Source organism: Streptomyces sp. NPDC020422, from assembly GCF_044386705.1.
Classification (GTDB): domain Bacteria; phylum Actinomycetota; class Actinomycetes; order Streptomycetales; family Streptomycetaceae; genus Streptomyces.
Window position 1 is genome coordinate 312,840 of sequence record NZ_JBIRVJ010000008.1, and the last position, 21,155, is coordinate 333,994.

At 73.7% G+C, this 21,155-nt stretch carries 19 protein-coding genes; 9 read left to right on the forward strand and 10 right to left on the reverse strand.

Features of this window, described 5'->3' with window-relative positions:
- Positions 1-3: 3 nt before the first annotated feature.
- Positions 4-564, reverse strand: a complete 561-nt coding sequence (locus tag ACH414_RS23280) for a septum formation initiator family protein (RefSeq protein WP_382540383.1) — start codon at positions 562-564, stop codon at positions 4-6.
- Positions 565-679: 115 nt separating this feature from the next.
- The gene (gene rsmH, locus ACH414_RS23285; RefSeq protein WP_398943186.1) at positions 680-1,639 is read right to left on the reverse strand and encodes a 16S rRNA (cytosine(1402)-N(4))-methyltransferase RsmH; all 960 of its coding nucleotides are present in this window, start codon (positions 1,637-1,639) and stop codon (positions 680-682) included.
- A 331-nt stretch (positions 1,640-1,970) separates the two neighbouring features.
- Here rsmH and ACH414_RS23290 point away from each other — a divergent pair, with 331 nt between their 5' ends.
- The 4 genes from ACH414_RS23290 (at position 1,971) to ACH414_RS23305 (ending at position 7,472) form a co-directional block, all read left to right on the forward strand.
- Positions 1,971-2,510, forward strand: coding sequence for a beta-class carbonic anhydrase (locus ACH414_RS23290; protein ID WP_382540389.1), 540 nt, complete (start codon positions 1,971-1,973; stop codon positions 2,508-2,510).
- A 179-nt stretch (positions 2,511-2,689) separates the two neighbouring features.
- Positions 2,690-3,718, forward strand: a complete 1,029-nt coding sequence (locus ACH414_RS23295) for an AAA family ATPase (protein ID WP_382540392.1) — start codon at positions 2,690-2,692, stop codon at positions 3,716-3,718.
- Positions 3,718-5,085 (forward strand): DUF58 domain-containing protein, encoded by a 1,368-nt coding sequence (locus ACH414_RS23300; protein ID WP_382540395.1) that lies wholly within the window; start codon positions 3,718-3,720, stop codon positions 5,083-5,085. Before ACH414_RS23295 ends, ACH414_RS23300 begins: the two co-directional genes overlap by 1 nt.
- A complete protein-coding gene (locus tag ACH414_RS23305; RefSeq protein WP_398943187.1) occupies positions 5,082-7,472 on the forward strand; it encodes a DUF3488 and DUF4129 domain-containing transglutaminase family protein in 2,391 nt (796 codons plus the stop codon). The genes ACH414_RS23300 and ACH414_RS23305 overlap by 4 nt, the downstream gene beginning before the upstream one ends.
- Positions 7,473-8,174: 702 nt before the next feature.
- On the opposite strand, the gene ACH414_RS23310 is transcribed toward ACH414_RS23305, so the two are convergent.
- The 3 genes from ACH414_RS23310 to ACH414_RS23320 all read right to left on the reverse strand — a co-directional run bounded on the left by ACH414_RS23310 (position 8,175) and on the right by ACH414_RS23320 (position 10,268).
- A complete protein-coding gene (locus ACH414_RS23310) occupies positions 8,175-8,576 on the reverse strand; it encodes a DUF3040 domain-containing protein (protein ID WP_382540401.1) in 402 nt (133 codons plus the stop codon).
- Positions 8,577-8,882: 306 nt separating this feature from the next.
- Complete coding sequence (locus tag ACH414_RS23315; RefSeq protein WP_382540403.1) at positions 8,883-9,671, reverse strand: class I SAM-dependent methyltransferase; 789 nt, start codon at positions 9,669-9,671, stop codon at positions 8,883-8,885.
- A gap of 66 nt (positions 9,672-9,737) precedes the next feature.
- On the reverse strand, positions 9,738-10,268 hold the full coding sequence (locus ACH414_RS23320; protein WP_382540406.1) for an SAV_6107 family HEPN domain-containing protein: 531 nt from the start codon (positions 10,266-10,268) through the stop codon (positions 9,738-9,740).
- Positions 10,269-10,428: 160 nt separating this feature from the next.
- Between ACH414_RS23320 and ACH414_RS23325 the strand changes: the two genes are divergently transcribed.
- The 5 genes from ACH414_RS23325 to ACH414_RS23345 all read left to right on the forward strand — a co-directional run bounded on the left by ACH414_RS23325 (position 10,429) and on the right by ACH414_RS23345 (position 16,501).
- Positions 10,429-11,415, forward strand: a complete 987-nt coding sequence (locus tag ACH414_RS23325; RefSeq protein ID WP_398943190.1) for an ATP-binding cassette domain-containing protein — start codon at positions 10,429-10,431, stop codon at positions 11,413-11,415.
- On the forward strand, positions 11,387-13,474 hold the full coding sequence (locus tag ACH414_RS23330; protein WP_382540412.1) for a YhgE/Pip family protein: 2,088 nt from the start codon (positions 11,387-11,389) through the stop codon (positions 13,472-13,474). Before ACH414_RS23325 ends, ACH414_RS23330 begins: the two co-directional genes overlap by 29 nt.
- A gap of 19 nt (positions 13,475-13,493) precedes the next feature.
- Positions 13,494-14,102 (forward strand): TetR/AcrR family transcriptional regulator, encoded by a 609-nt coding sequence (locus ACH414_RS23335; protein ID WP_382540415.1) that lies wholly within the window; start codon positions 13,494-13,496, stop codon positions 14,100-14,102.
- Positions 14,103-14,415: 313 nt separating this feature from the next.
- Complete coding sequence (locus ACH414_RS23340; protein WP_382540418.1) at positions 14,416-15,054, forward strand: DUF4126 domain-containing protein; 639 nt, start codon at positions 14,416-14,418, stop codon at positions 15,052-15,054.
- 22 nt (positions 15,055-15,076) lie between these two features.
- Positions 15,077-16,501 (forward strand): phytoene desaturase family protein, encoded by a 1,425-nt coding sequence (locus ACH414_RS23345; protein ID WP_386565105.1) that lies wholly within the window; start codon positions 15,077-15,079, stop codon positions 16,499-16,501.
- Positions 16,502-16,520: 19 nt separating this feature from the next.
- Here the strand turns inward: ACH414_RS23345 and ACH414_RS23350 are convergent, their stop codons facing one another.
- The 5 genes from ACH414_RS23350 to ACH414_RS23370 all read right to left on the reverse strand — a co-directional run bounded on the left by ACH414_RS23350 (position 16,521) and on the right by ACH414_RS23370 (position 21,099).
- Complete coding sequence (locus tag ACH414_RS23350) at positions 16,521-17,363, reverse strand: hypothetical protein (RefSeq protein WP_391769644.1); 843 nt, start codon at positions 17,361-17,363, stop codon at positions 16,521-16,523.
- A 51-nt stretch (positions 17,364-17,414) separates the two neighbouring features.
- Positions 17,415-18,332 carry a methylenetetrahydrofolate reductase [NAD(P)H] gene (metF, locus tag ACH414_RS23355; RefSeq protein WP_382540430.1) on the reverse strand — a complete coding sequence of 306 codons (918 nt, stop codon included), beginning with the start codon at positions 18,330-18,332 and terminating at the stop codon, positions 17,415-17,417.
- A gap of 295 nt (positions 18,333-18,627) precedes the next feature.
- Positions 18,628-19,278, reverse strand: a complete 651-nt coding sequence (thiE, locus tag ACH414_RS23360; RefSeq protein WP_382540433.1) for a thiamine phosphate synthase — start codon at positions 19,276-19,278, stop codon at positions 18,628-18,630.
- A gap of 92 nt (positions 19,279-19,370) precedes the next feature.
- Positions 19,371-19,745 carry an Rv2175c family DNA-binding protein gene (locus ACH414_RS23365; protein WP_382540436.1) on the reverse strand — a complete coding sequence of 125 codons (375 nt, stop codon included), beginning with the start codon at positions 19,743-19,745 and terminating at the stop codon, positions 19,371-19,373.
- Between the two features lie 43 nt (positions 19,746-19,788).
- Positions 19,789-21,099, reverse strand: a complete 1,311-nt coding sequence (locus ACH414_RS23370; protein WP_382540439.1) for an NAD(P)/FAD-dependent oxidoreductase — start codon at positions 21,097-21,099, stop codon at positions 19,789-19,791.
- Between the last annotated feature and the right edge of the window lie 56 nt (positions 21,100-21,155).

Genomic DNA, 21,155 nt, shown 5'->3' on the forward strand with positions numbered 1-21,155 from the left:
GGGTCACCTGCCGGAGGTCGTGGGGGCGGTCGCGGTGGTCTTCGGCGTGTCGGGGGTCTTCGTCGCGGGCGGCTTCGGCGTTTCGCCCGGCTTCGAGGGCTCGCCGGTCGTCGCGGTCCGGCCCCCGGGCGGCGGCGCGCCGGGCGTGCTCCCCGCGGGCGGGGCGGTGGTCGGCGTCGGTTTCGGGGTGGGCTTCGGGGAGGCGGCCTCGGAGGGCACGCCGCGGACCTTGCCGTCGGGGTCGAGGAAGACGGGGCTGCCGCCGGGCACCATGCCGAGCTCCCGGGCGCGCCGCTCCAGCGCGTCGGGCGCGGAGCTGTCGTCCACGTCCCGCTGGAGGGCCTGTTCCTCGTCGGTGAGCTCGGTGGTCTTCTTCTTGAGCTCGCTCAGCTCGAAGGAGCCCTGGTTGAGGGCGGAGTTGAGCAGCAGCAGGGTGATCAGACCGCCGCCGAGGAGCAGCACCACGAGCAGGACGAAGGGGGTGCGGGCCGCGCTGCTCGGCCCGGAGGGCATCAGCCGTCCGAGCCGTGCGGCCCGCCCTTTGAGGGGCCCCGGTTTCGTCATCGTGCCGCCTTGTCCGCTTCTCCGCCCGCGGGGTGCGCCCCCGCGGGCGTCGTCGCCGGCCGCGGCCCGGTGGCCTCGCGCGCTCCCCCGGCTGCCGCCGGGAGGTTTCCCCGGCTCACGAGGGCTCGTCCTCCCTGATCCGCTGCGCGGCCCGCAGCCGGGCCGGCGCCGCGCGGCGGTTCTCCGCGATCTCCTCCTCGGTGGGGAGCTCGGCGCCCCGGGTGAGGAGCTTGAGGCGGGGCTGGTACTGCTCCGGGACGACCGGGAGGCCGGGCGGGGCGGTGTTGGCGGCGCCCGCCGCGAACACCTGCTTGACCAGCCGGTCCTCCAGCGAGTGGTACGACAGGACGGCGATCCGGCCGCCGACGGCGAGGGCCTTCACGGCCGCCGGGATCGCCCGCTCCAGGACCGAGAGCTCCCCGTTGACCTCGATGCGCAGGGCCTGGAAGGTGCGCTTGGCGGGGTTGCCGCCGGTGCGCTTGGCGGCCTGCGGCAGGGCGTCGCGGATCAGCTCGACCAGCCGGGCGCTGTTGCTGAAGGGCTCCTTCTCGCGCTCGCGCACGATCGCGGAGACGATCCGCTTGGCCTGCTTCTCCTCGCCGTACGCGCGCAGGATGCGAACCAGCTCGCCGGCCGGGTAGGTGTTGAGGACCTCGGCCGCGCTGATGCCGGTCGTCTGGTCCATGCGCATGTCGAGCGGGGCGTCCTGCGCGTAGGCGAAGCCGCGGTCGGCCTCGTCCAGCTGCATGGAGGAGACGCCCAGGTCGAACAGGATGCCGTCGACCTTGGGGATGCCGAGCCGCTCCAGGACCTCGGGCAGCTCGTCGTAGACGGCGTGGACGAGGGTCGTGCGCTCCCCGTAGGGGGCGAGCCGCTCGCCGGAGAGGCGCAGCGCCTCCTTGTCGCGGTCGAGGGCGACCAGGCGTGCTTCGGGGAAGCGTCGCAGCAGGGCCTCGCTGTGGCCGCCGAGGCCGAGGGTGCAGTCGACGACGACCGCGCCGGGGCGCTCCAGGGCAGGGGCCAACATGTCCAGGCACCGCTGGAGCATCACCGGGACGTGTCGGTCGTTGCTCAATGCGCCCTCTCAGATCCGGCGGAGACAGGTACCACCGGCGAGCGGGAGGAGGCCGAGCCGCAGGTACCGCCGCACATACAGGGGAGAAACGGCGAAAATCGCTCGATGTCTCCGTGAACTTCGCGTCACTTTAGTCCACTGGACCGGTCGGTCAACCAACCGGCTGGCGCGTCGCGCGCCCCGGACGCCGCTCCCCGTACCCCGGGTCGGCTCACCCGAACGGCCCTCGGCGCCGCACGGCCTGTGGGTTGCCTCACAACAAGGTTCATTGACGCTCTTTGTCCGCTCTCACAGCGGGCCCGGACAGTCGGTGACCGTTAACGTCGGAGACATGTCGACCTCTGCGCACCCCTCCGCCGAAGCCATATCCGCCGACGGTGCGGTCACCGACCGCCTCGTCGAGGCCAACGCGCGTTACGCCGCCGACTTCACCGACCCCGGAATGGACGCGCGCCCCGTGCTGCACGTCGCCGTGGTCGCCTGCATGGACGCCCGACTCGACCTGCACGCCGCGCTCGGCCTCCAGCTGGGCGACTGCCACACCATCCGCAACGCGGGCGGTGTGGTCACGGACGACGTGATCCGTTCCCTCACCATCAGCCAGCGGGCGCTCGGCACCCGCAGCGTGATGCTGGTGCACCACACCAACTGCGGTCTCGAGTCGCTGACCGAGGACTTCCGGCACGAGCTGGAGGACGAGGTCGGCCAGCGTCCGGCCTGGGCCGTGGAGGCCTTCCGCGACGTCGACCAGGACGTGCGTCAGTCGATGCAGCGGGTGCGCACCTCCCCGTTCCTGCTGCACACCGATGACGTGCGGGGCTTCGTCTTCGATGTGACGACCGGTCTGCTGCGGGAGATCAGCCCCGCCTGAGGCGGGAGATCACCTCGGCGTAACACGGCAAATCCCGGCAATTCGCCCGCAGTTATCCACAGGGCGGCCGTCGGCAAGTGACACGACCCGGTCACGGCAACAACAATGCACGGGTGACACCCCCCGGACCTGCTCCGGGGGCAGGTGTCGGTGCTGCCGAAAGGGCCGAGGAGGGCCGGGTGACGACCTATGACGATCGAGCGAGCCTCACTGATCTGACCACCACAGCGGAGCGGGTGCGCAGGTCGGTGGAAGGCGTGATCGAGGGCAAGCCCGAGGTCGTACGGCTTGCGCTGACCGTGCTGCTCGCCGAGGGACACCTCCTCATCGAGGACGTGCCCGGCGTGGGCAAGACGATGCTCGCCAAGACGCTGGCGCGGTCCATCGACTGCTCGGTCCGCCGTATCCAGTTCACGCCCGACCTGCTGCCGTCGGACATCACCGGCGTGTCGATCTTCGACCAGCAGCGACGCGAGTTCGAGTTCAAGCCAGGCGCGATCTTCGCCCAGATCGTGATCGGCGACGAGATCAACCGGGCCTCCCCCAAGACCCAGTCCGCGCTCCTGGAGTCCATGGAGGAGCGCCAGGTCACGGTCGACGGCCAGACCTACGAGCTGCCCAGCCCGTTCATGGTCGTCGCCACCCAGAACCCGGTCGAGATGGAGGGCACCTACCCGCTGCCCGAGGCCCAGCGCGACCGCTTCATGGCCCGGGTCTCCATCGGGTACCCGAGCGCCGAGGCCGAGTTCCAGATGCTCGACGTGCACGGCTCGGTCTCCCCGCTGGACGACCTCCAGCCCGTGGCCCACGCCCATGACGTGACCAAGCTGATCGACGCCGTGCGCGGGGTGCACGTCGCCGACGCCGTCCGCCGGTACGCGGTGGACATCGTGGCGGCCACCCGCACCCACCCGGACCTCAGACTCGGCGCGTCCCCGCGCGCCACGCTCCATCTGCTGCGGGCCGCCAAGGCCTCCGCCGCGCTCAGCGGCCGGGAGTACGTGCTGCCCGACGACCTCCAGGCGCTCGCCGCCCCGGTGCTCGCCCACCGCCTGCTGCCCACCGCGCAGGCCCAGCTCAACCGGCGCACCGCCGAGCAGGTCGTGCTCGACATCCTCCAGCGCACCCCCGTCCCGGCCGCCGCACCGCCCGCGACGCCCGCCGGACCGCTCTACGGCCGGCAGCAGCCCGGGGCCCCGCGGCTGTGATGACCACCGCCGCCGCCCAGGAGGGACACGCTCCCCCGGCGGCCCGGGACGGCGACGACCGCGGCGGCCTGCGGGCCGCCCTGTCCGGGCTCACCACCCGCGGCAGGTCCTTCCTCGCCGCCGGGATCGCCGCCGGCGTCTGCGCCTATGTGCTCGGCCAGGGCGACCTGCTGCGCGTCGGCCTGCTGCTCGCCGTGCTGCCGCTGGTCTGCGTCGTCGTGCTCCACCGCACCCGCTACCGGGTCGCGGGCAGCCGCCGGCTCTCCCCGCACCGGGTCGAGACCGGCATGGAGGCCCGGGTCCATCTGCGCATGGACAACGTCTCCCGGCTGCCCACCGGGCTGCTGATGCTCCAGGACCACGTGCCGTACATGCTCGGCCCGCGCCCCCGCTTCGTGCTCGACCGCGTCGAGGCCGGCGGCCGCCGCGAGGTGTCCTACCGGGTCCGCTCCGACCTGCGCGGCCGCTTTCCGCTCGGCCCGCTGCAGCTGCGGCTCACCGACCCCTTCGGCATGTGCGAGCTGACCCGCTCCTTCAGCGCGTACGACACGCTCACCGTCATCCCCCGCACCGAACCGCTGCCGCCGGTGAAGCTGGCCGGCGAGTCCTCGGGGTACGGGGAGGGCCGGCAGCGTGCGCTCGCGCTCGCCGGGGACGACGACATCATCCCGCGCGCCTACCGGCACGGCGACGACCTGCGCCGGGTGCACTGGCGCTCCACCGCGCGCTACGGCGAGCTGATGGTCCGCCGCGAGGAGCAGCCGCAGCGCGCCCGCTGCACCGTGCTCCTCGACACCCGCCGGATCGCCTACGAGGGCGGCGGACCCGACTCGGCCTTCGAATGGGCCGTCTCCGGAGCCGCCTCCGTCCTCACCCACATGCTGGAGCGTGGCTATTCGGTGCGGCTGCTCACCGACACCGGGAGCGTCGTGCCCGGTGACGGCACCGACGGCTTCGCCTCCTCCGGGCAGAACGCGGCGGAGGCCGCCGGACTGCTGATGGACACCCTCGCGGTCGTCGACCACTCCGACGGAGCCGGTCTCTCCCGCGCGTACGACGTGCTGCGCGGCGGCCACGAGGGCCTCCTGGTCGCCTTCGTCGGCGATCTCGACGAGGAGCAGGCGGCACTCGCCGGGCGGATGCGGCAGCGCGGCGGCGCCGCGGTCGCCTTCGTGCTCGACTCCGGCACCTGGCTCACCGGCGGCACCGTCACCGGGGCGGTCGACGACCGGGTGCGGCGCCTTCGGGAGGCCGGCTGGAACGCCGTCGCCGTGCCCCCGGGCACCCGCCTCGCCCAGCTCTGGCAGCAGGCCGGCGGAACACAGGACCAGGCCCCCGCGGCCGACACGTACGGAGGTTGGTCATGAGCGGGCGCGCGCGGCTGACGCTCGCGGCCTTCGGCGCGACGCTCCTGGCGTCGGCCGCGATGCTGCCGCTGGTGAAGCCGGCGACCTGGATCTTCACCGCGGCCATCCTGCTGGGCCTGCAGAGCGGGGTCGGCACCCTGACCCGGCGGGTGCCGCTGGCCAGGCCGCTGACGATCGCCGCCCAGGCGCTGGTCACCCTGCTCGTGCTCACCGTGGTCTTCGTCCGCGAGCAGGCGGTCCTCGGCGTGCTGCCGGGACCCGAGGCCTTCGCCTCCCTCGGCACCCTCTTCCAGCAGGGCGTGGACGACGTCGGGACGTACGCGATCCCCGCGCCCGACACCGCCGGCATCCGACTGCTGCTGGTCTGCGGCGTGGCGGCGGTCGGACTCCTCGTGGACGCCCTCGCGGTGACCTTCCGCAGCGCCGCCCCGGCGGGACTGCCCCTGCTCGCCCTGTACTCGGTGGCCGCGGGCCTCTCCGGGGGCGGCGCGGGCGGCCTGTACTTCCTGCTGGCCGCCGCCGGCTATCTGCTCCTCCTCCTGGCCGAGGGCCGGGACAGGCTCTCGGCGTGGGGGCGGGTCTTCGGCGGCGCGAACCGCTCGGGCCGGCCCGGATCGGTCGCCGGGGGGAGCGGTCACGCCTTCGCCCCGGTGCGCACCGGCCGGCGGATCGGCGCGGTCGCGCTGGGCATCGCGCTGGTCGTGCCGTTCGCCCTGCCCGGGCTGAGCGGCGGGATCTTCGGCGGCACCGGCAAGGGCGAGGGCTCCGGCGGCAAGGGCGGCACCATCTCGGCGGTCAACCCGCTGGTCTCCCTCCAGAACGACCTGCGCCAGCCCGACGACCGCGAGGTGCTGCGCTACCGGACCAACGCACGGAACACGGACGGGATGTACCTGCGGCTGGTCGCGCTCGACCAGTTCGACGGGACGGCGTGGAAGTCCTCGGTCCGTCCCATCCAGGACGTGCCCGGCCTGCTGCCCTGGCCGGACGGCCTGGCACAGGACGTCACCACCGCCGAGGTCACCAGCAACTTCGTCGCCTCCACGGCGTACGAGCAGAAGTGGCTGCCGATGCCCTACCCGGCGCTGCGGATCTCCATCGCCGGCAGCTGGCGGTACGAGCCGGCCGGGCGGATGCTCGTCGGGGACAGCGGGCAGAACACCAAGGGCGCCCGCTACTCGGTGACCAGCCTGGACATCCGGCCCACCGCCGAGCAGCTGGCCGCGGCCCCGGCCGCGCCGGACAAGCTGCGCCGCGAGTACACCAAGGTGCCGGCCTCGCTTCCGGCGGACGTGAAGTCGACGGCCCTGTCGGTCACCCGCGGGGCGCGCAACGACTACGAGCGGGCGGTGAAGCTCCAGGACTGGTTCGCCGAGAACGGCGGCTTCCGCTACGACGTCGAGGTCGACTCCGGCACCGGGGTCCAGGCGATCTCCCGCTTCCTGAAGGACAAGGAGGGCTTCTGCGTCCACTTCTCCTTCTCGATGGCGGCGATGGCCCGCTCCCTGGGCATCCCGGCCCGGGTGGCGGTCGGCTTCATGCCGGGCACTCCGCAGCCCGACGGCTCCCTCTCGGTCGGCATACGGGACGCGCACGCGTGGCCCGAGCTGTACTTCGAGGGGGCCGGCTGGACCCGCTTCGAGCCGACGCCTTCGCGTGGCACGGTGCCGGAGTACACCCGGGAGCGGTCCGCGGGCGGCGCGGCGACGCCGACGGCCCAGCCCTCGGCCGGGGCCTCGGCCCAGCCCTCGGCCGTGCCGAGCGCCTCGGAGAGCTGCCCGCCGCAGTTGCGCCGACTGGGTGAGTGCGGGCCGGACAAGGCGGCGGCCGGCGCGACGTCGGACGACTCGGGCATCCCGCCCCTCCAGCTCACCCTGCTGTCCCTGGCCGTTCTCCTCCTCCTGGCCGTCCCCCTGCTCCCCCTGCTGTGGCGCACCCGCCTCCGGGCGCGGCGGCTCGGTCCGGCGGGCGATCCGGTGACGCGGATCCTCTCGGTCTGGGCGGAGATCAACGACACGGCCTGGGACTACGGGGTGGCCCCGGACGACTCGCAGACGCCGCGGAGAGCGGCGGCGCGGCTGGTCCGTCTGGGGGAGCTGCCCGCGGACGCGGGGGATGCGGTGCATCGGGTGGCGCGGGCGGTGGAGCAGGCGCTGTACGCGCCGCGGCCGCAGCCGACGACGGGGCTCACCGAGCTGGCCGGCGTGATCCGTCGCGGCTTCCACGCGTCGGCCTCCCGGCGGACCCGCCTGCGTGCCCTCCTCCTCCCGAGGTCGGGCGCCCGAGCCGTCTGGACCTGCCGCGAACGGGCCCAGTCCCTCCGCGACACCTGCACCTCCCGAGCCCGCGCCCTCCTCCCGACCCGAACCCCCCGAAACACGACCTGAACGGGGGGCGCCGCGCACCCGTGGGACCGCCGCGCCCGCGCCGCGTCGGGCCCGCCTCCGCCCGCGGAGTGCGCCGCGCCGCCCTGCCCGTGCGGGCCGCCGCACCCCTGCCCGTGCGGGCCGCCGCGCCTCGCCCACCCCCGTGTGAGCCGGCCCGCCTTGCCCACCCCCGTGTGGGCAATCGTCCCGCAGGGCGGGACGGGTGGGCACACGGGACGGCGCCCTCAGCGGCGCCTCCGCTCCCCGTGCCTGGGCCCGCACCACGACTGTGCCGTACCTATGGGTGCGGGTCAGGGCGCGGGAGCCTAGGCCCGGCAAAGGGCGCCGTCCGTTGTGCCCACCCGTTCCGCCCCAGCGGAACGAATGCCCACAACGGCGGGCCGCAGGCCCACAACGGGGGCGGGCGCGGCCGGGAGGGTGGGCGCCGCCCCAGCAGAGCGGGGGACCCGCGGCGGGGGCCGGCCGCAGGCCGGGAGTGGGGGCTGCCCCAGCGAAGCGGGGGACCCGCGGCGAGGGCTGGCCGCAGGCCGGGAGTGGGGGCTGCCCCAGCGGAGCGGGGGACCCGCGGCGGGGGCCGGCCGCAGGCCGGGAGGGTGGGGGCTGCCTCAGCGGAACAGGGCGCTGGGCCCACGGATCGGGGTGGATGTGGCTGAGCCCCGCGGGGGTGCCGCGGGGCTCAGAGGGGTTGGGGAGGGGGGTCGGTCAGTGGTGGCCGCCGCCCTGCTGCTCGTCGCGGCGGCGCTGCCACCGCTCCTCGATCCGGTTCATCATCGAGCGTCGCTGACGGGCCTGCCGCCCGCCCCCGACCGACCGAGCCTGCTCGCCCGGCTTGGGCGCCTTGCGCCAACCGGTGACCGCCAGGACCGCACAGCCCAGCATGATGAGGAAGCCCACCACACTGAGCGGCCAGATCTGCGGAGCGATCATTCCGGCCATGAGGAGCGCGATACCCACCAGGAAGCCGGCGACTGCCTGGTAGACCCGTCGCCGGGTGTACGTACGCAGCCCGCTTCCCTCGAGCGCTGTCGCGAACTTGGGATCTTCGGCGTACAGCGCTCGCTCCATCTGCTCGAGCATTCGCTGCTCGTGCTCCGAGAGCGGCACGGAGTCCTCCTAGTCGTCGGTCGCGGGGGCGACCGGTTTGCGGCCCTTTCAGGATAGGCAGGGAATCGCCCCCGTGAAACCCGCCCTCAATGCCAAATCGCCAATCCGGGCCGCCATGCGGATCGGATGCTGAGGCCTTGATTCCCCAGCCCCCTGCCCGTCATGCCGGATCGTGTCTCCCGATCATACGGGGACAAGTCCCCGAACGGGCGGGCTGTGGCCTACTCCATCTGCGGTTGCGTCGCTGCTCAGCAGGTGCGACGGCGCCACCGGGGCGTGGGGCCCCGGGGCGCGGCCGCCCGGGTGTCAGGCGCGCTTGTCGCCCAGGACGTGCAGCTGGGTGGCGATGGCCTGGAAGGACGGCAGCTCCGCCGCCGCGGCCTCCAGCCTGAGCAGCGCCTCGGCGGCGCCGGGCTCGGTGTCGACCAGGGCTCCGGGGACCAGGTCGGCGAAGACCCGCACGCCGTGCACGGCGCCGACCTCGAGGCCGGCGGACTCGGAGAGCTCGGTGAGCTGCTCGGCGGTGAAGCGCCGCGGCACCGGGTCGCCCTCGCCCCAGCGGCCGGCCGGGTCGCCCAGCGCGTGCCGGGCCTCGGTGAAGTGCCCGGCCAGGGCCCGGGCGAGCACGGCGCCGCCGAGCCCTGCGGCGAGCAGGCTCAGGCTGCCGCCGGCCCGCAGCGCGGCCACCGCGTTGCGCACGCCCTCGGCCGGGTCGTCCACGTACTCCAGGACGCCGTGGCACAGGACGACGTCGAAGCCCTCGCGGTCGACCACGTCGAAGAGGCCGCGGATGTCGCCCTGCACCCCGCGCACCCGGTCGGCGACATCGGCCTCGGCGGCTCGCCGCTCCAGGGCGAAGAGCGCGTTGGGGCTGGGGTCGACGACGGTGACGCGGTGCCCGAGGCGGGCCGCGGGCACCGCGAAGTTCCCGGAGCCGCCGCCCGTGTCGAGGACATCGAGGCTGTCCTTCCCGGTGGCCTTGACCCGGCGGTCGAGGGCGTCTTTGAGGACGTCCCAGACGACGGCGGTGCGCAGGGAGGCGCGCGACGGGCGCGAGGTCGCCTCTCGGCCGAAGACAGGGGAAGGGTCCGACACGGTTGCTGACTCCTCGGTGACGGGGACGAACGCCTCCACCCTATGGCCTCGGGCCCGAACTCCTGATCATCCGGCCGTCTCCTCCGCGCCCGGCTGCCGGGGCAGCACCGGCTGGAGCACGAGGAGCCGCTCGACGAGGCCGAGGAACATCTCCGCGTCCCTCAGGAGGTCGTCGGCGTCCCGGCGGCTGGCGGCGCCGGTGATCCCGGCCTCGGCCCTGGCCCGGCGGGCCGCGCCGGAGGCGAACAGGGCGCTCCATTCGGTGAGCTCGGGCGCTATCTCCGGGAGCACCTCCCAGGTGCTGCGGATCCGGGCCCGCCTGCGGGGGTCGCGCTCGGGCCGGCCGCGGGCGGCGAGCACGGCGGCGGCGGTGCGCAGGGCGGCGAGATGGGCGGTGGCGTACCGCTCGTTGGGCACGTCGAGCGCGGCGGCCTCGTCGAGTCCGGACCTGGCCTTGGCGAGCAGGTCGAGGGCGGCGGGCGGGGCCGAGGTGCGGCGCAGGACCGGGTGGACGTCGGACGCGGGTCCGAGCTGGGCGGGGGCGGTGCGCGCGGAGGTGCCGCGCGGGGGTGTGGCTGCGGCGGAGTGGCCGGCCATGACGAGCCTCCTGTCGTCGGGTGACGGCGCTGTGGCCGTATGTGCTCATCGTGCCCGCCCCCACTGACAATCCCGCTGACCTGGGCTTTTGCCAGTTGGGCGACGGAGCGGTAACTTTTTGAACTGACCGGTCAGTTTAAAAGAGTTCCTAGGGGGGATCGTGGACGCGCACCCGGACGAGCCGCACGGCGCCGCCGTCGTCGCGGACGGATACGGCCTGAAGGGCCCGCGCGGCTGGGCCTTCCGCGGCGTCGGCTTCGAGGCCGCACCCGGATCGCTGGTCGCGATCGAGGGTCCTTCCGGCTCCGGCCGCACCTGTCTGCTGCTCGCCCTCACCGGCCGCATGAAGGCCCAGGAGGGCCACGCCGAGGTCGCCGGGCTCCGGATGCCGCGCAAGATGGCCGCGGTTCGGCGGATCAGCGCGCTCGGCCCGGTGCCCGGCGTCAGCGACCTCGAGCCGGCCCTCACCGTCGCCGAGCACCTGCGCGAGCGGGCCCTGCTCCAGCGCCGTTTCGACGGCTCGGTCAGGGCGCTGCTCCGCCGGCCCGCCGAGCGCGCGGCGGCCACCCGGGCGCGGATCGACGAGGCCCTGGCGGCCGCCGGTCTCGACCTCGAGACCCTGCCGAAGGGCGAGCGGACCGCCGTACGGGACCTGGAGCGGCTCGAGGCCCTGCGCCTCTCGCTCGCCCTCGCCCTCATCGGCCGGCCGCGCCTCATCGCGCTGGACGACGCCGACCTGAAGCTGTCGGACACCGACCGCGCCGAGGCCTGGGCCCTGCTCCGGTCCATAGCCGACTCCGGCACCACCGTGCTCGCCGTCTGCAGCGAGGCCCCCGCGGACGCCCTGCGCGTCTCCACGGCGCCCCCGAGGACGGAGAAGAACCCGGAGAGCGCCGAGAACGCGGGGAGCGCGGAGAAGAACGCCGAGGACGCGGCGGGCTCCGAGGCCGCCGAGGACTCCGAGGGCGCCGGGGCCGGGCGGGCGACCGCGGAGTCCGCGCCCGTCGCGGCCGGTGCCGAGGCCGGCACCCGGTCCCAGGCCGACGGCCAGGCCGACGCCCCGGCCGCCGCCGACCGCGCCGACGACACCGAAGACACCATCCAGAAGGGGGAGGCCGATGCGTTCGCCGAGACTGGCCGCGCTTGAGCTGAAGCGGTTCGGCAGGGGGAAGCTGCCGCGTGCCGCGCTCGTCGCGATCCTGCTGCTGCCGCTGCTCTACGGCGCGCTGTACCTGTGGTCCTTCTGGGACCCGTACAGCAGGCTCGACAAGATCCCCGTCGCCCTCGTCAACGAGGACCGCGGCGCCACCGCGGGCGGCAAGAAGATCACCGCGGGCGCCGACATCACCGAGAGCCTGCGCGACAGCGCCGTCTTCGAGTGGCACGAGGTGAGCGACGACGAGGCCCGCGAGGGCGTCGAGGACGGGACGTACTACCTGTCCCTGACCATGCCCTCGGACTTCAGCGAGCGGATCGCCTCCAGCTCCGGCGCCTCCCCCGAGACCGGTGCCCTGAAGGTGCGCACCAACGACGCCAACAACTACATCGTCGGCCAGATCTCCCGGTCGGTCTTCTCCGAGGTGCGCACCGCCGCCTCCACCAAGTCCTCGCGCACCTTCCTGGACAAGATCTTCATCTCCTTCTCCGACATCCACGACGCGACCGCCAAGGCCGCCAAGGGCGCCGGCGACCTCAAGGACGGCGTCGACAAGGCGAAGGCGGGCTCCAAGAGCCTCGCCGACGGCCTGAAGGACGCCAAGAAGGGCAGCGGCGACCTGGCCACGGGCATCAAGAAGCTCGACAAGGGCGCCAAGGACCTGGAGAACGGCTCCCGGAAGGTCGCCAACGGCACCCAGGCGCTCGCGGACAAGGTCAACGGGGAGGCCGCCAAGGTCCGCCCGTACCTGGCGAACAACGGCAAGTCGATCCGCGACACCGCCCGCCTCGTCTCGGACTCCGCCACCGCCGTCCAGCACAACCTGGACGCCCTGGTGCGCCACGCCCCGGCCGCCCGCAGCGCCGCCCACGTGTCCGACGAGGAGTTGGCCGCGCTCTACAAGAAGCGCTGCGAGACCGGTCTGCTGCCGGACGCCAAGGAGTGCGAGGTCCTGAAGAAGGCCTCGGTCACCGCCCATGACGTCGCCACCATCGCCGACGACCTGAACGAGCTCACCAAGGACAGCAAGGGCGACCTGAAGACCCTGCAGACCCGGCTGACCAAGCTCAAGAAGGACGCCGACGAGCTGGCCCGGCGCGCCCCGCACCTGGACGAGGACGTCGAGGGCGCCATCAAGAAGATCAACGAGCTGAACGCGGGCGCCAAGAAGGTCGCCGACGGCGCGGACCGGCTGCACACCGGCCTGAGCAGCGCGCGCACCGGCTCCAACAGCCTCGACACGGGTGTCGGCAAGCTCAAGAAGGGTGCGGGCGAACTCGACGGCGGCCTGTTCAAGCTGGCCGACGGCTCGGGCGAGCTGGCCACCGGTCTCAACGACGGCGTGAAGCAGATCCCCGACTACGACAAGCCCGACCGCGACAAGCGCACCGAGGTCATGGCCGACCCGGTCAAGCTCGCCGCCCAGTCGATGCACAAGGCGCCCAACTACGGCACCGGTCTCGCGCCCTACTTCATCCCGCTCTCCCTCTGGGTCGGCGCGATGGTCGCGTACATGATCATCCAGCCGCTCAACCGGCGGGCCCTGGCCGCCGGCGCCTCCGCCTGGCGGATCGCCCTCGCGGGCTGGCTGCCGGTCGCCGCGATCGGCGTCCTCCAGGTGGGCGCGCTGATGGCGGTGCTCACCTGGGGCCTGGGCCTCGAACCGGCGCGGGCCGGCGGGACCGTCGCCTTCCTCGCCCTGGTGACCTGCTGCTTCGCCGCCATCATCCAGTGGCTGAACGCCAAGTTCGGCGCGGCGGGACGCATCCTGGTGCTCGCGGTGCTGATGCTCCAGCTGACCTCGGCGGGCGGCACGTACCCCGTGCAGACCAGCCCGGGCTTCTTCAACGCCATCCACCCCTACCTGCCGATGACGTACGTGATCGAGGCGCTGCGCCGGCTCATCACGGGCGGCGGCATCGGACCGGTCTGGCAGGCCGTCGCGGTCCTCACCGCCTTCACCGTGGGCGCGCTCGCCCTGACCGCCCTGTCCGCCCGTCAGAAGCAGGTGTGGACGCTCGACCGGCTCCACCCCGAACTGTCGCTCTGAACCTGTGAGAATCGAGCCCATGGACAGCAGCAGCACCAGACGCCAGGCCACGCGCACCAAGCTCTACGAGGCGGCCGTCACGCTCATCGCCGAGCAGGGCTTCTCGGCGACGACGGTCGACGAGATCGCCGAGCGGGCGGGCGTGGCCAAGGGCACGGTCTACTACAACTTCAAGAGCAAGACCGAGCTCTTCGAGGAGCTGCTGCGGCACGGCGTCTCCCTGCTGACCGCCTCCCTGAAGGCGGCGGCCGAGGAGACCGCCGAGCGGGGCGGCAGCCGGGTCGACGCGCTCGACGCGATGATCCGGGCGGGCCTGGTCTTCATCGACCGCTACCCGGCCTTCACCCAGCTGTACGTGGCCGAGCTCTGGCGCACCAACCGGGCCTGGAACTCGACCCTCCTGGTGGTCCGTCAGGAGGCCGTCGCGGTGGTCGAGGGCGTGCTGCGCGAGGGCGTCGAGGCCGGTGAGCTGAGCGACGAGATCGATGTGCAGCTGACGGCGGCGGCGCTGGTCGGGATGGTCCTGGTGGCCGCGCTCGACTGGCAGGCCTTCCAGAGCGAGCGTTCCCTGGACGACGTCCACGCGGCGCTCTCGCGGCTGCTGCACGGCCGCGTGGGCGGCCGCTGACCCAGCCCCGGGCGCCCGGGGAGGAGAGCCGGGAAGCAGGAAGCGCCGGTCCGCGAGGCTCGATCCCCCCGAGCCACGCCGGACCGGCGCTTCCTCCGTACTCCCCCGTACGTCCCCCGTACGCCCCCCGTTTCCCCCGTTTCCCCCGTACGGCAGGTGCGCGGCCCCGTTCCGCAGCCCCGTGCCGGCGGTGCCGGCGCCGCGCCCCTTCCGTGCGTTCCACTCTCCCTTCCGCGCAGGTCACGGCCCATCCGCGCACCTACTCATCTCGCCCCCTAGGTACGGATACTCAGAGCTGGCTACGATCGCGGACGTGTCCGTACTCCCCCTGGTCTTCACCAGCGGCTGGGCGAGCGGGATCAACGCGTACGCGGTGGTCCTGCTGCTCGGTCTCTTCGGCGCGACCGGGCTCTCCGACGAGGTGCCCGAGGCGCTGCAACGACCCGACGTCCTGATCGCCGCGGGCGTGCTGTTCCTGTGCGAGGCGGTGGCGGACAAGATCCCGTACGTCGACTCCGTCTGGGACTCCGTCCACACGGTGATCCGGCCGGTCAGCGGGGCCGTGGTGGCCGCCCTGCTGGCCGGGCAGTCCGGTTCGCTGCCCGAGCTCGCGGCGGGCGCGGTCGGCGGCACGACGGCCCTGATGAGCCACTTCGTCAAGGCCGGCACCCGGATGGCGATCAACACCTCACCGGAGCCCTTCTCCAACATCGGCGTGTCCACGGCGGAGGACCTGGGGGTGGCGGCGGTCATCACCTTCGCCATATTCCATCCGGTCGCCGCGGCCGTGATCGCGGCCGTGCTGCTCGTCCTCGGCCTGGTGATACTGGGCTTCCTGGCCCGCAGCATCCGCCGCTTCCGGCGCCGCCGGGCCCAGCGCCGCGAGGAGCGGCGGCTGGCGGCCGGCCGCGAGCGGCCCCGGGTGCGTCAGGACGGTTCGGAGCATTTCTGAGCGGCCGGATAGGGTCGCCACCATGGCACGGATTGTGGTGATCGGCGCGGGACTCGGCGCCATGGCGGCAGCCGCCCGGCTGGCCGTCGCGGGGCATCGCGTGACGGTGTACGAGAGCGGGGAGACGCACGGGGGCGGGGTCCGCCGCTTCGAGCGGGAGGGCTTCGGCTTCGACACCGGCCCCGGTCTGCTGCACCTCCCGGCGGTCTACCGCGATCTGTTCGTCAAGACCGGCAAGCAGCCGCTGGAGGAGTGCGTCACGCTGACGCAGGTCGATCCGGCGAGCCGTCACGTCTTCGCCGACGGCACCCGCGTCGACCTGCCGAACGCCTCCCGGGCGGGCACGGTCGCCGCCCTGGACGCGGCGCTCGGCGCCGGCGCCGGCGAGCGCTGGGGCGCGTTCATGGTGCGGGCGCGCGAGGCCTGGGACCGCACCCGGCGGCCCCTTCTGGAGGAGCCGCAGCCCGCCGACGCCTCCGTGCTGGGGCGCGAGCCCTACCCGGCGCTCAAGGCGGGTCTGCTGCGCCGCCCGACGACGACGCTGGCCGGGGTCGGCGCCCGCGAGCTGCGCGACCCGCGGCTCGCCGCGCTCCTCGACTCCTACGCCTGGAGCTACGGCTTCGACCCGGCCACCGCCCCCGCCTCGGCGGCCGTGCTGCCGTACATGGAGCAGACCTTCGGCAGCTGGTACGTGGCCGGTGGCATCCGGGCGCTGGCCGACGCGGTGTACGAGCGGTGCCTGCAGCGGCGGGTGGAGTTCGTGTTCGGCGCGCGTGTCGAGGCCGTCGTGGAGAAGGACGGGCGGGCGGCCGGCGTCCGCACCGCGGGCGGCGGGCTCGTCGAGGCGGACCACGTCGTGTCGGGGGCGCCGGTGCCGGTGCTGAGCCGGGACCGGCTGGTGAGCTGGGGCGAGGCGGCGGACCCGGCCCACCAGCCGCCCGCCACCGGCCGGGTGACGGTCTGTCTGGCCCTGCGCGGGGCGCGGGAGGCGGAGGCCGTGCACCGCACGGTGGTGCACACGGCCGACTCCAGCGTCACCGTGCTGCGGCCCGACGACCCGGCGCTGCGGCCTGACGCGTCCCATGAGGCGGTCACGGTCACCGCGACCGTGCGCACGGGGGGCTCGACCGACTGGCGGGCGCACGCCGAGGAGATGGTGCGGGCGGCCGGGCGGGCCGTCCCCGGGCTGGGCGAACGGCTGCTCTGGCAGGAGGTCCGCACCCCGGACGACACCCTGCGCGAGACCGGTGTCGCCGAGGTCCCCGGTCCCGCCCTCGCGGGCGCCCGCGGCACGCTGCTGCCCGCGGCCAACCTCTCGCCGCTGCCCGGTCTCCTTCTCGCCGGTGGCTGGTCCCACCCCGGCGGCGGGCTCGCCCACGCCGGGATGTCCGGCGCCCTCGTCGCCGGTCTGATCGTGGAGGGCGCGGACTTCCGCGGCTCGCAGTGAGGCCCCGGCCCCGGCGCCGTCAGTAGCGGTACTGCTGGTCCTCGCCGTACCCGTAGGTCTGGCCCTGCTGCTGCGGGGGCTCCTCGGTGTCGCGCTGCTGCGGCACCCACACCCCGCCGGGCGGGGTGTCGTAGGTGTACGAGGGCGCGTACGGGTCGGCGTACGGCTGCTGGTAGGTGCCGTACTGCTGCCCGGCGTCGGTGTACGACTGCTGGCCGATGTACGGGTCGGAGTAGGCCGCGTACTGCTGCTGCCCGCCCGTGCCGTAGTCGTAGGCGGGCTGCTGCTCGTACCCGGCCGCGTACGGGTCGGCGTACGGGGGCTGCTGGTCGTAGGAGGTGCCGTAGACCGCGTACTGGCCGGTGTCCTCGGGCATCGGCTGGGGCTCGTACACGTTCGTGGCCTCGGAGTCCGGCCCGAAGGAGCCCTGGCCGAAGGAGTCCTGCGCGAAGGAGTCCTGCCCGCTGGAGTCCTGCGCGAAGGACTGCTGCGGGGAGGGGTCCTCGTCGAAAGCCTCGGCCGGCTCGTAGGAGAGGTCGCTGACCTCCAGGGTCGGGCCCTCCTTGGCCGCCCGCGTGCCGGACCTGCGGCGGCGGCTCGCCCCCGGGCTGCCGCCCAGCGCCCAGCCGGTGGAGAAGCCGCGCCGGAAGGAGAGGGTCACATAGGTCTGGCCGACGGCGAACGCGACGGCGCCCACGATGATCACCACGACGGAGGGCAGCAGCACACCGAGGACGACGCCGAGGAAGCCGCCGAAGGCGAGAAGCCGCCAGCGCAGGCGCGCCTTGTACTGCAGGAGCACCTCACCCAGCAGCCACAGCGCCACGACACCGAACGCGATGTAGAGGACCGTCCACCCCATGCCCGCCCCTCTCCTACGGCCACCGCCGCGGGTAGGGGCAGGTACGGCCGGTCACGACTGCTGGTGCAGTCCGAGATTCTCGTAGATCTCGAGCGTCGCCTTGGAGTTGTTCAGCGTGATGAAGTGCAGTCCGGGGACACCCTCGGAGAGCAGACGCGCGCAGAACTCCGTCGCGAACTCGATGCCAATGGAGCGTACAGCGGCCGGATCGTCCTTGACGGCGAGGATGCGCTCTTTCACATCGTCGGGGAAGGTGGCGTTGCTCAGCTGGGGCAGCCGCTCCAGGCTCCGTACGCTCACCACGGGCATGACCTCGGGGATGATCGGGGTCTCGCAGCCGGCCTTCTCGGCGCTGTCGCGCAGCCGCAGGTAGTTCTCCGGGTCGAAGAACATCTGGGTGATGGCGTAGTCCGCCCCGGCGCGGCACTTGTCCACGAAGTGCTTGATGTCCGTGTCCCAGTCGGTGGAACGCGGGTGCATCTCGGGGAAGGCCGCGACGCCGACGCAGAAGTCACCCGACTCCTTGATCAGCCGGACGAGGTCGGCGGCGTAGTGGACGCCCTCCGGGTGGGCGACCCACTCGCCGAGCGGGTCGCCCGGCGGGTCGCCGCGGACGGCGAGCATGTTCCTGATGCCGGCGTCGGCGTACTGGCCGAGGATGTTGCGGAGTTCGGCGATCGAGTGGTCGACGGCGGTGAGGTGGGCGACCGGGGTGAGGGTGGTGTCGGAGGCGATCTTCTGGGTGGCCTTGACCGTGCCGCCGCGCGTGGAGCCTCCGGCGCCGTAGGTCACCGAGACGAAGCTGGGCGCGACCGCCTCGATCCGCCGCATGGCGTTCCAGAGGCTCTGCTCGCTCTTCTCGGTCCGGGGCGCGAAGAACTCGAACGAGTACGAGGTGCCACCGTCGGCGAGGATGTCCCGCACCGTGCGGGCACGGTCGGGGCGGGTGGAAGCGGTACCAAGGGCCATACCGGCAGGTTAGACGGGGTCCAGGTGAGGAAGAAGGCGCGTCCGCGTTATGGACAGGTTCTGGACACTATTCAGGCCACACCAGGGTCAGGACCACGTCAGGTGCACGTCAGGTGCACGTCAGGTGCACGTCAGAACGACGTCGGGACGGCGTCATGGCGACGTTTGGACCGCGTCCGGACGACGTCGGGACCGCGTCGGGATCACGTCGGCCGCCCTCTGGGCCGCGGTGTCGGAACCACGTCATGGCCGCCTCGGAGCAGGCTCGCCGACCGCGCCGGAGACCGGCCCGCGGCTATGCCGACCGCTCGCGGACCCGCTTGGCGAGCGCGGCCGCGGCGGCGGCCGGGTCGTCGGCCTCGGTGATCGCCCGGACGACGACGATCCGGCGGGCCCCGGCGTCGAGCACCTCGTCGAGGTTGGTCTCGTCGATGCCGCCGATGGCGAACCAGGGGCGGTCCTGCTCCAGGGCCGCCGCGTAGCGCACCAGGTCGAGCCCCGGGGCGTACCGCCCCGGCTTGGTGGGGGTGGGCCAGCAGGGGCCGGTGCAGAAGTAGTCCACGCCCGGCTCGACGGCGGCCGCGGCCGCCTCGGACTCGGCGTGGCAGGAACGGCCGATCAGCACCCGGTCGCCCAGGATGGCGCGGGCGGCCGGCACGGGCAGGTCGCCCTGGCCGAGGTGGAGCACGTCGGACCCGATGGCGTGGGCGACGTCCGCCCGGTCGTTGACCGCGAGCAGCTTGCCGTGGCGGCGGCAGGCCTCGGCGAACACGGCCAGGTGCTCCAGCTCCTCGCCGGCCTCCATGCCCTTGTCGCGGAGCTGCACGATGTCCACGCCGGAGGAGAGCACGGCGTCGAGGAAGGCCGGCAGGTCGCCCTGGCGCTTCCGGGCGTCGGTGCACAGGTAGAGCCGGGCGTCGGCGAGCTGCGCGCGAGGCGTGGACATGGTGTTCCCCCCGTCGGGTGGTGCCGGTGCCGGGCCGGCCTGGAGCGGCCGGCCCGTACCTGCGGCGTGTCTTCGGTGGTGCGGGTGGTGCGTCAGACGGCGAGCGCCTGGGCGCGGCGCTTCACCTCCGTGCCGCGATTCTCGCCGAGGGCCTGCGCGGGGGTGCCGGGCAGGGTCGGGTCCGGAGTGAAGAGCCACTCCAGCATCTCTTCGTCGCTGAAGCCGTCGTCCCGCAGGAGCGTCAGGGTCCCGGAGAGGCCCTTGACGACCTTGCCGTCCTGGATGAAGGCGGCGGGCACCTGGAGGATCCTCTCGCCGGGGCGCACTTCCCTGCGGACGGCGATGAGCTGACCCTCCTTGATCAGCTGCCGCACGCGCGTCACCTCGATGTCGAGCATCTCGGCGACGTCGGGGAGGAAGAGCCAGGCGGGGACGAGAGCATCGGTCTTTGCGTCAATCTCGGTCACGGGACAAGCGTGCCATCCCGGACTGACAGCCGGTAGTCGGGCCCTACCGGACTGCGGCCTTCAGGGGTACGGAGGGGTCGGCGGCCTTCGCCGGGTCGACGGGCGTCCGGTGCTCGATGAGCCTGCGGCCCTGGGCGAGGTCGCGCGGCCGGCTGACGGCCAGCAGGGCCACCGGCGTGTCGTCCTGGAGCCACAGGACGGTCCAGGAGGCGTCGGCCGGGTCGCCGCGCCACAGCAGGGTGTCGGCGGCGCCGTGGTGTCCCGCGTACTGGACGAAGCGGCCGAACTGCTCGGACCAGAAGTAGGGCACCGGGTCGTAGGGGGCGGTCTCGTCGAGGTCCACGGCCGCCACGGCGGCCACGGCGCTCCCGGCGCTCCCGGCGCTCCCGGCGCTGTCGGCGAGGATGTCGGCGGCGACGGTGCGCGGGCCCTGGAGGGCGTTGTCCCAGTGGTGGACGAGGAGCCGCTCGCCGTAGCGGGCGGAGGGGAAGGAGGCGCAGTCGCCGACGGCGTACACGTCGGGCAGGGAGGTGCGCAGGCGGGCGTCGGCGGTGACGGCGCCGCTCGGGTCGAGGGCGATCCCGGAGCCGGCGAGCCAGTCGGTGGTGGGGCGGGCGCCGATCCCGACGACCACGGCGCCGGCGGGCAGCTCGGCGCGCTCGCCGGAGTGGGCCGCGCCCTCGGCGAGGACCACACGGCCCTCCTCGACGCCCGCCACGCGCGCGTTGAGGCGGAGCTCGGCGCCGCTCTCGGCGTACCAGGCGCTCATGGGCGCGGTGACCTCGGCGGGCAGGGCGCCGGCGAGCGGACGGTCGGCGGCCTCGACGACGGTGACGGCGCAGCCGGCCGCGCGGGCGGCGGTGGCGAACTCGGCGCCGATCCAGCCGGCGCCGACGACGACGATGTCGTCGCGGCGCTGCAGGACGGTGCCGAGGCGGGCGGCGTCGTCGAGGGTGCGCAGCAGATGGACGCCGGGCACGCCCTCGGTGCCGGGCAGGGTGAGCGGGTGGGCGCCGGTGGCGACGACCAGCGTGTCGTACGGCACGGGGCCGGCCTCGGTGTCCAGCTCGTGGTCGGCGGGGCGCAGACCGGTCACGTCGAGGCCGAGGCGCAGGGTGATCCGGAGTGTCTCGAAATCGATGTCGAAGGCGGAGTCCTCGGCCTTGCCGAGGAGGACCGCCTTGGAGAGCGGGGGCCGGTCGTAGGGCTGGTGGGGTTCGGCGCCGATGAGGGTCACGGGGCCGGTGAAGCCCTGTTCGCGCAGGGCGACGGCGGTCTGGACGCCCGCCATGCCGGCTCCGACGATCACGACGTGCCGCTCGGACGGTGACGTTGTCTGCTTCTGCTCGCTCACCCGACCACCTTACGCATCTGACGGTGCGTCAGGAAGGGAGGCCCCTGTGACGGCCC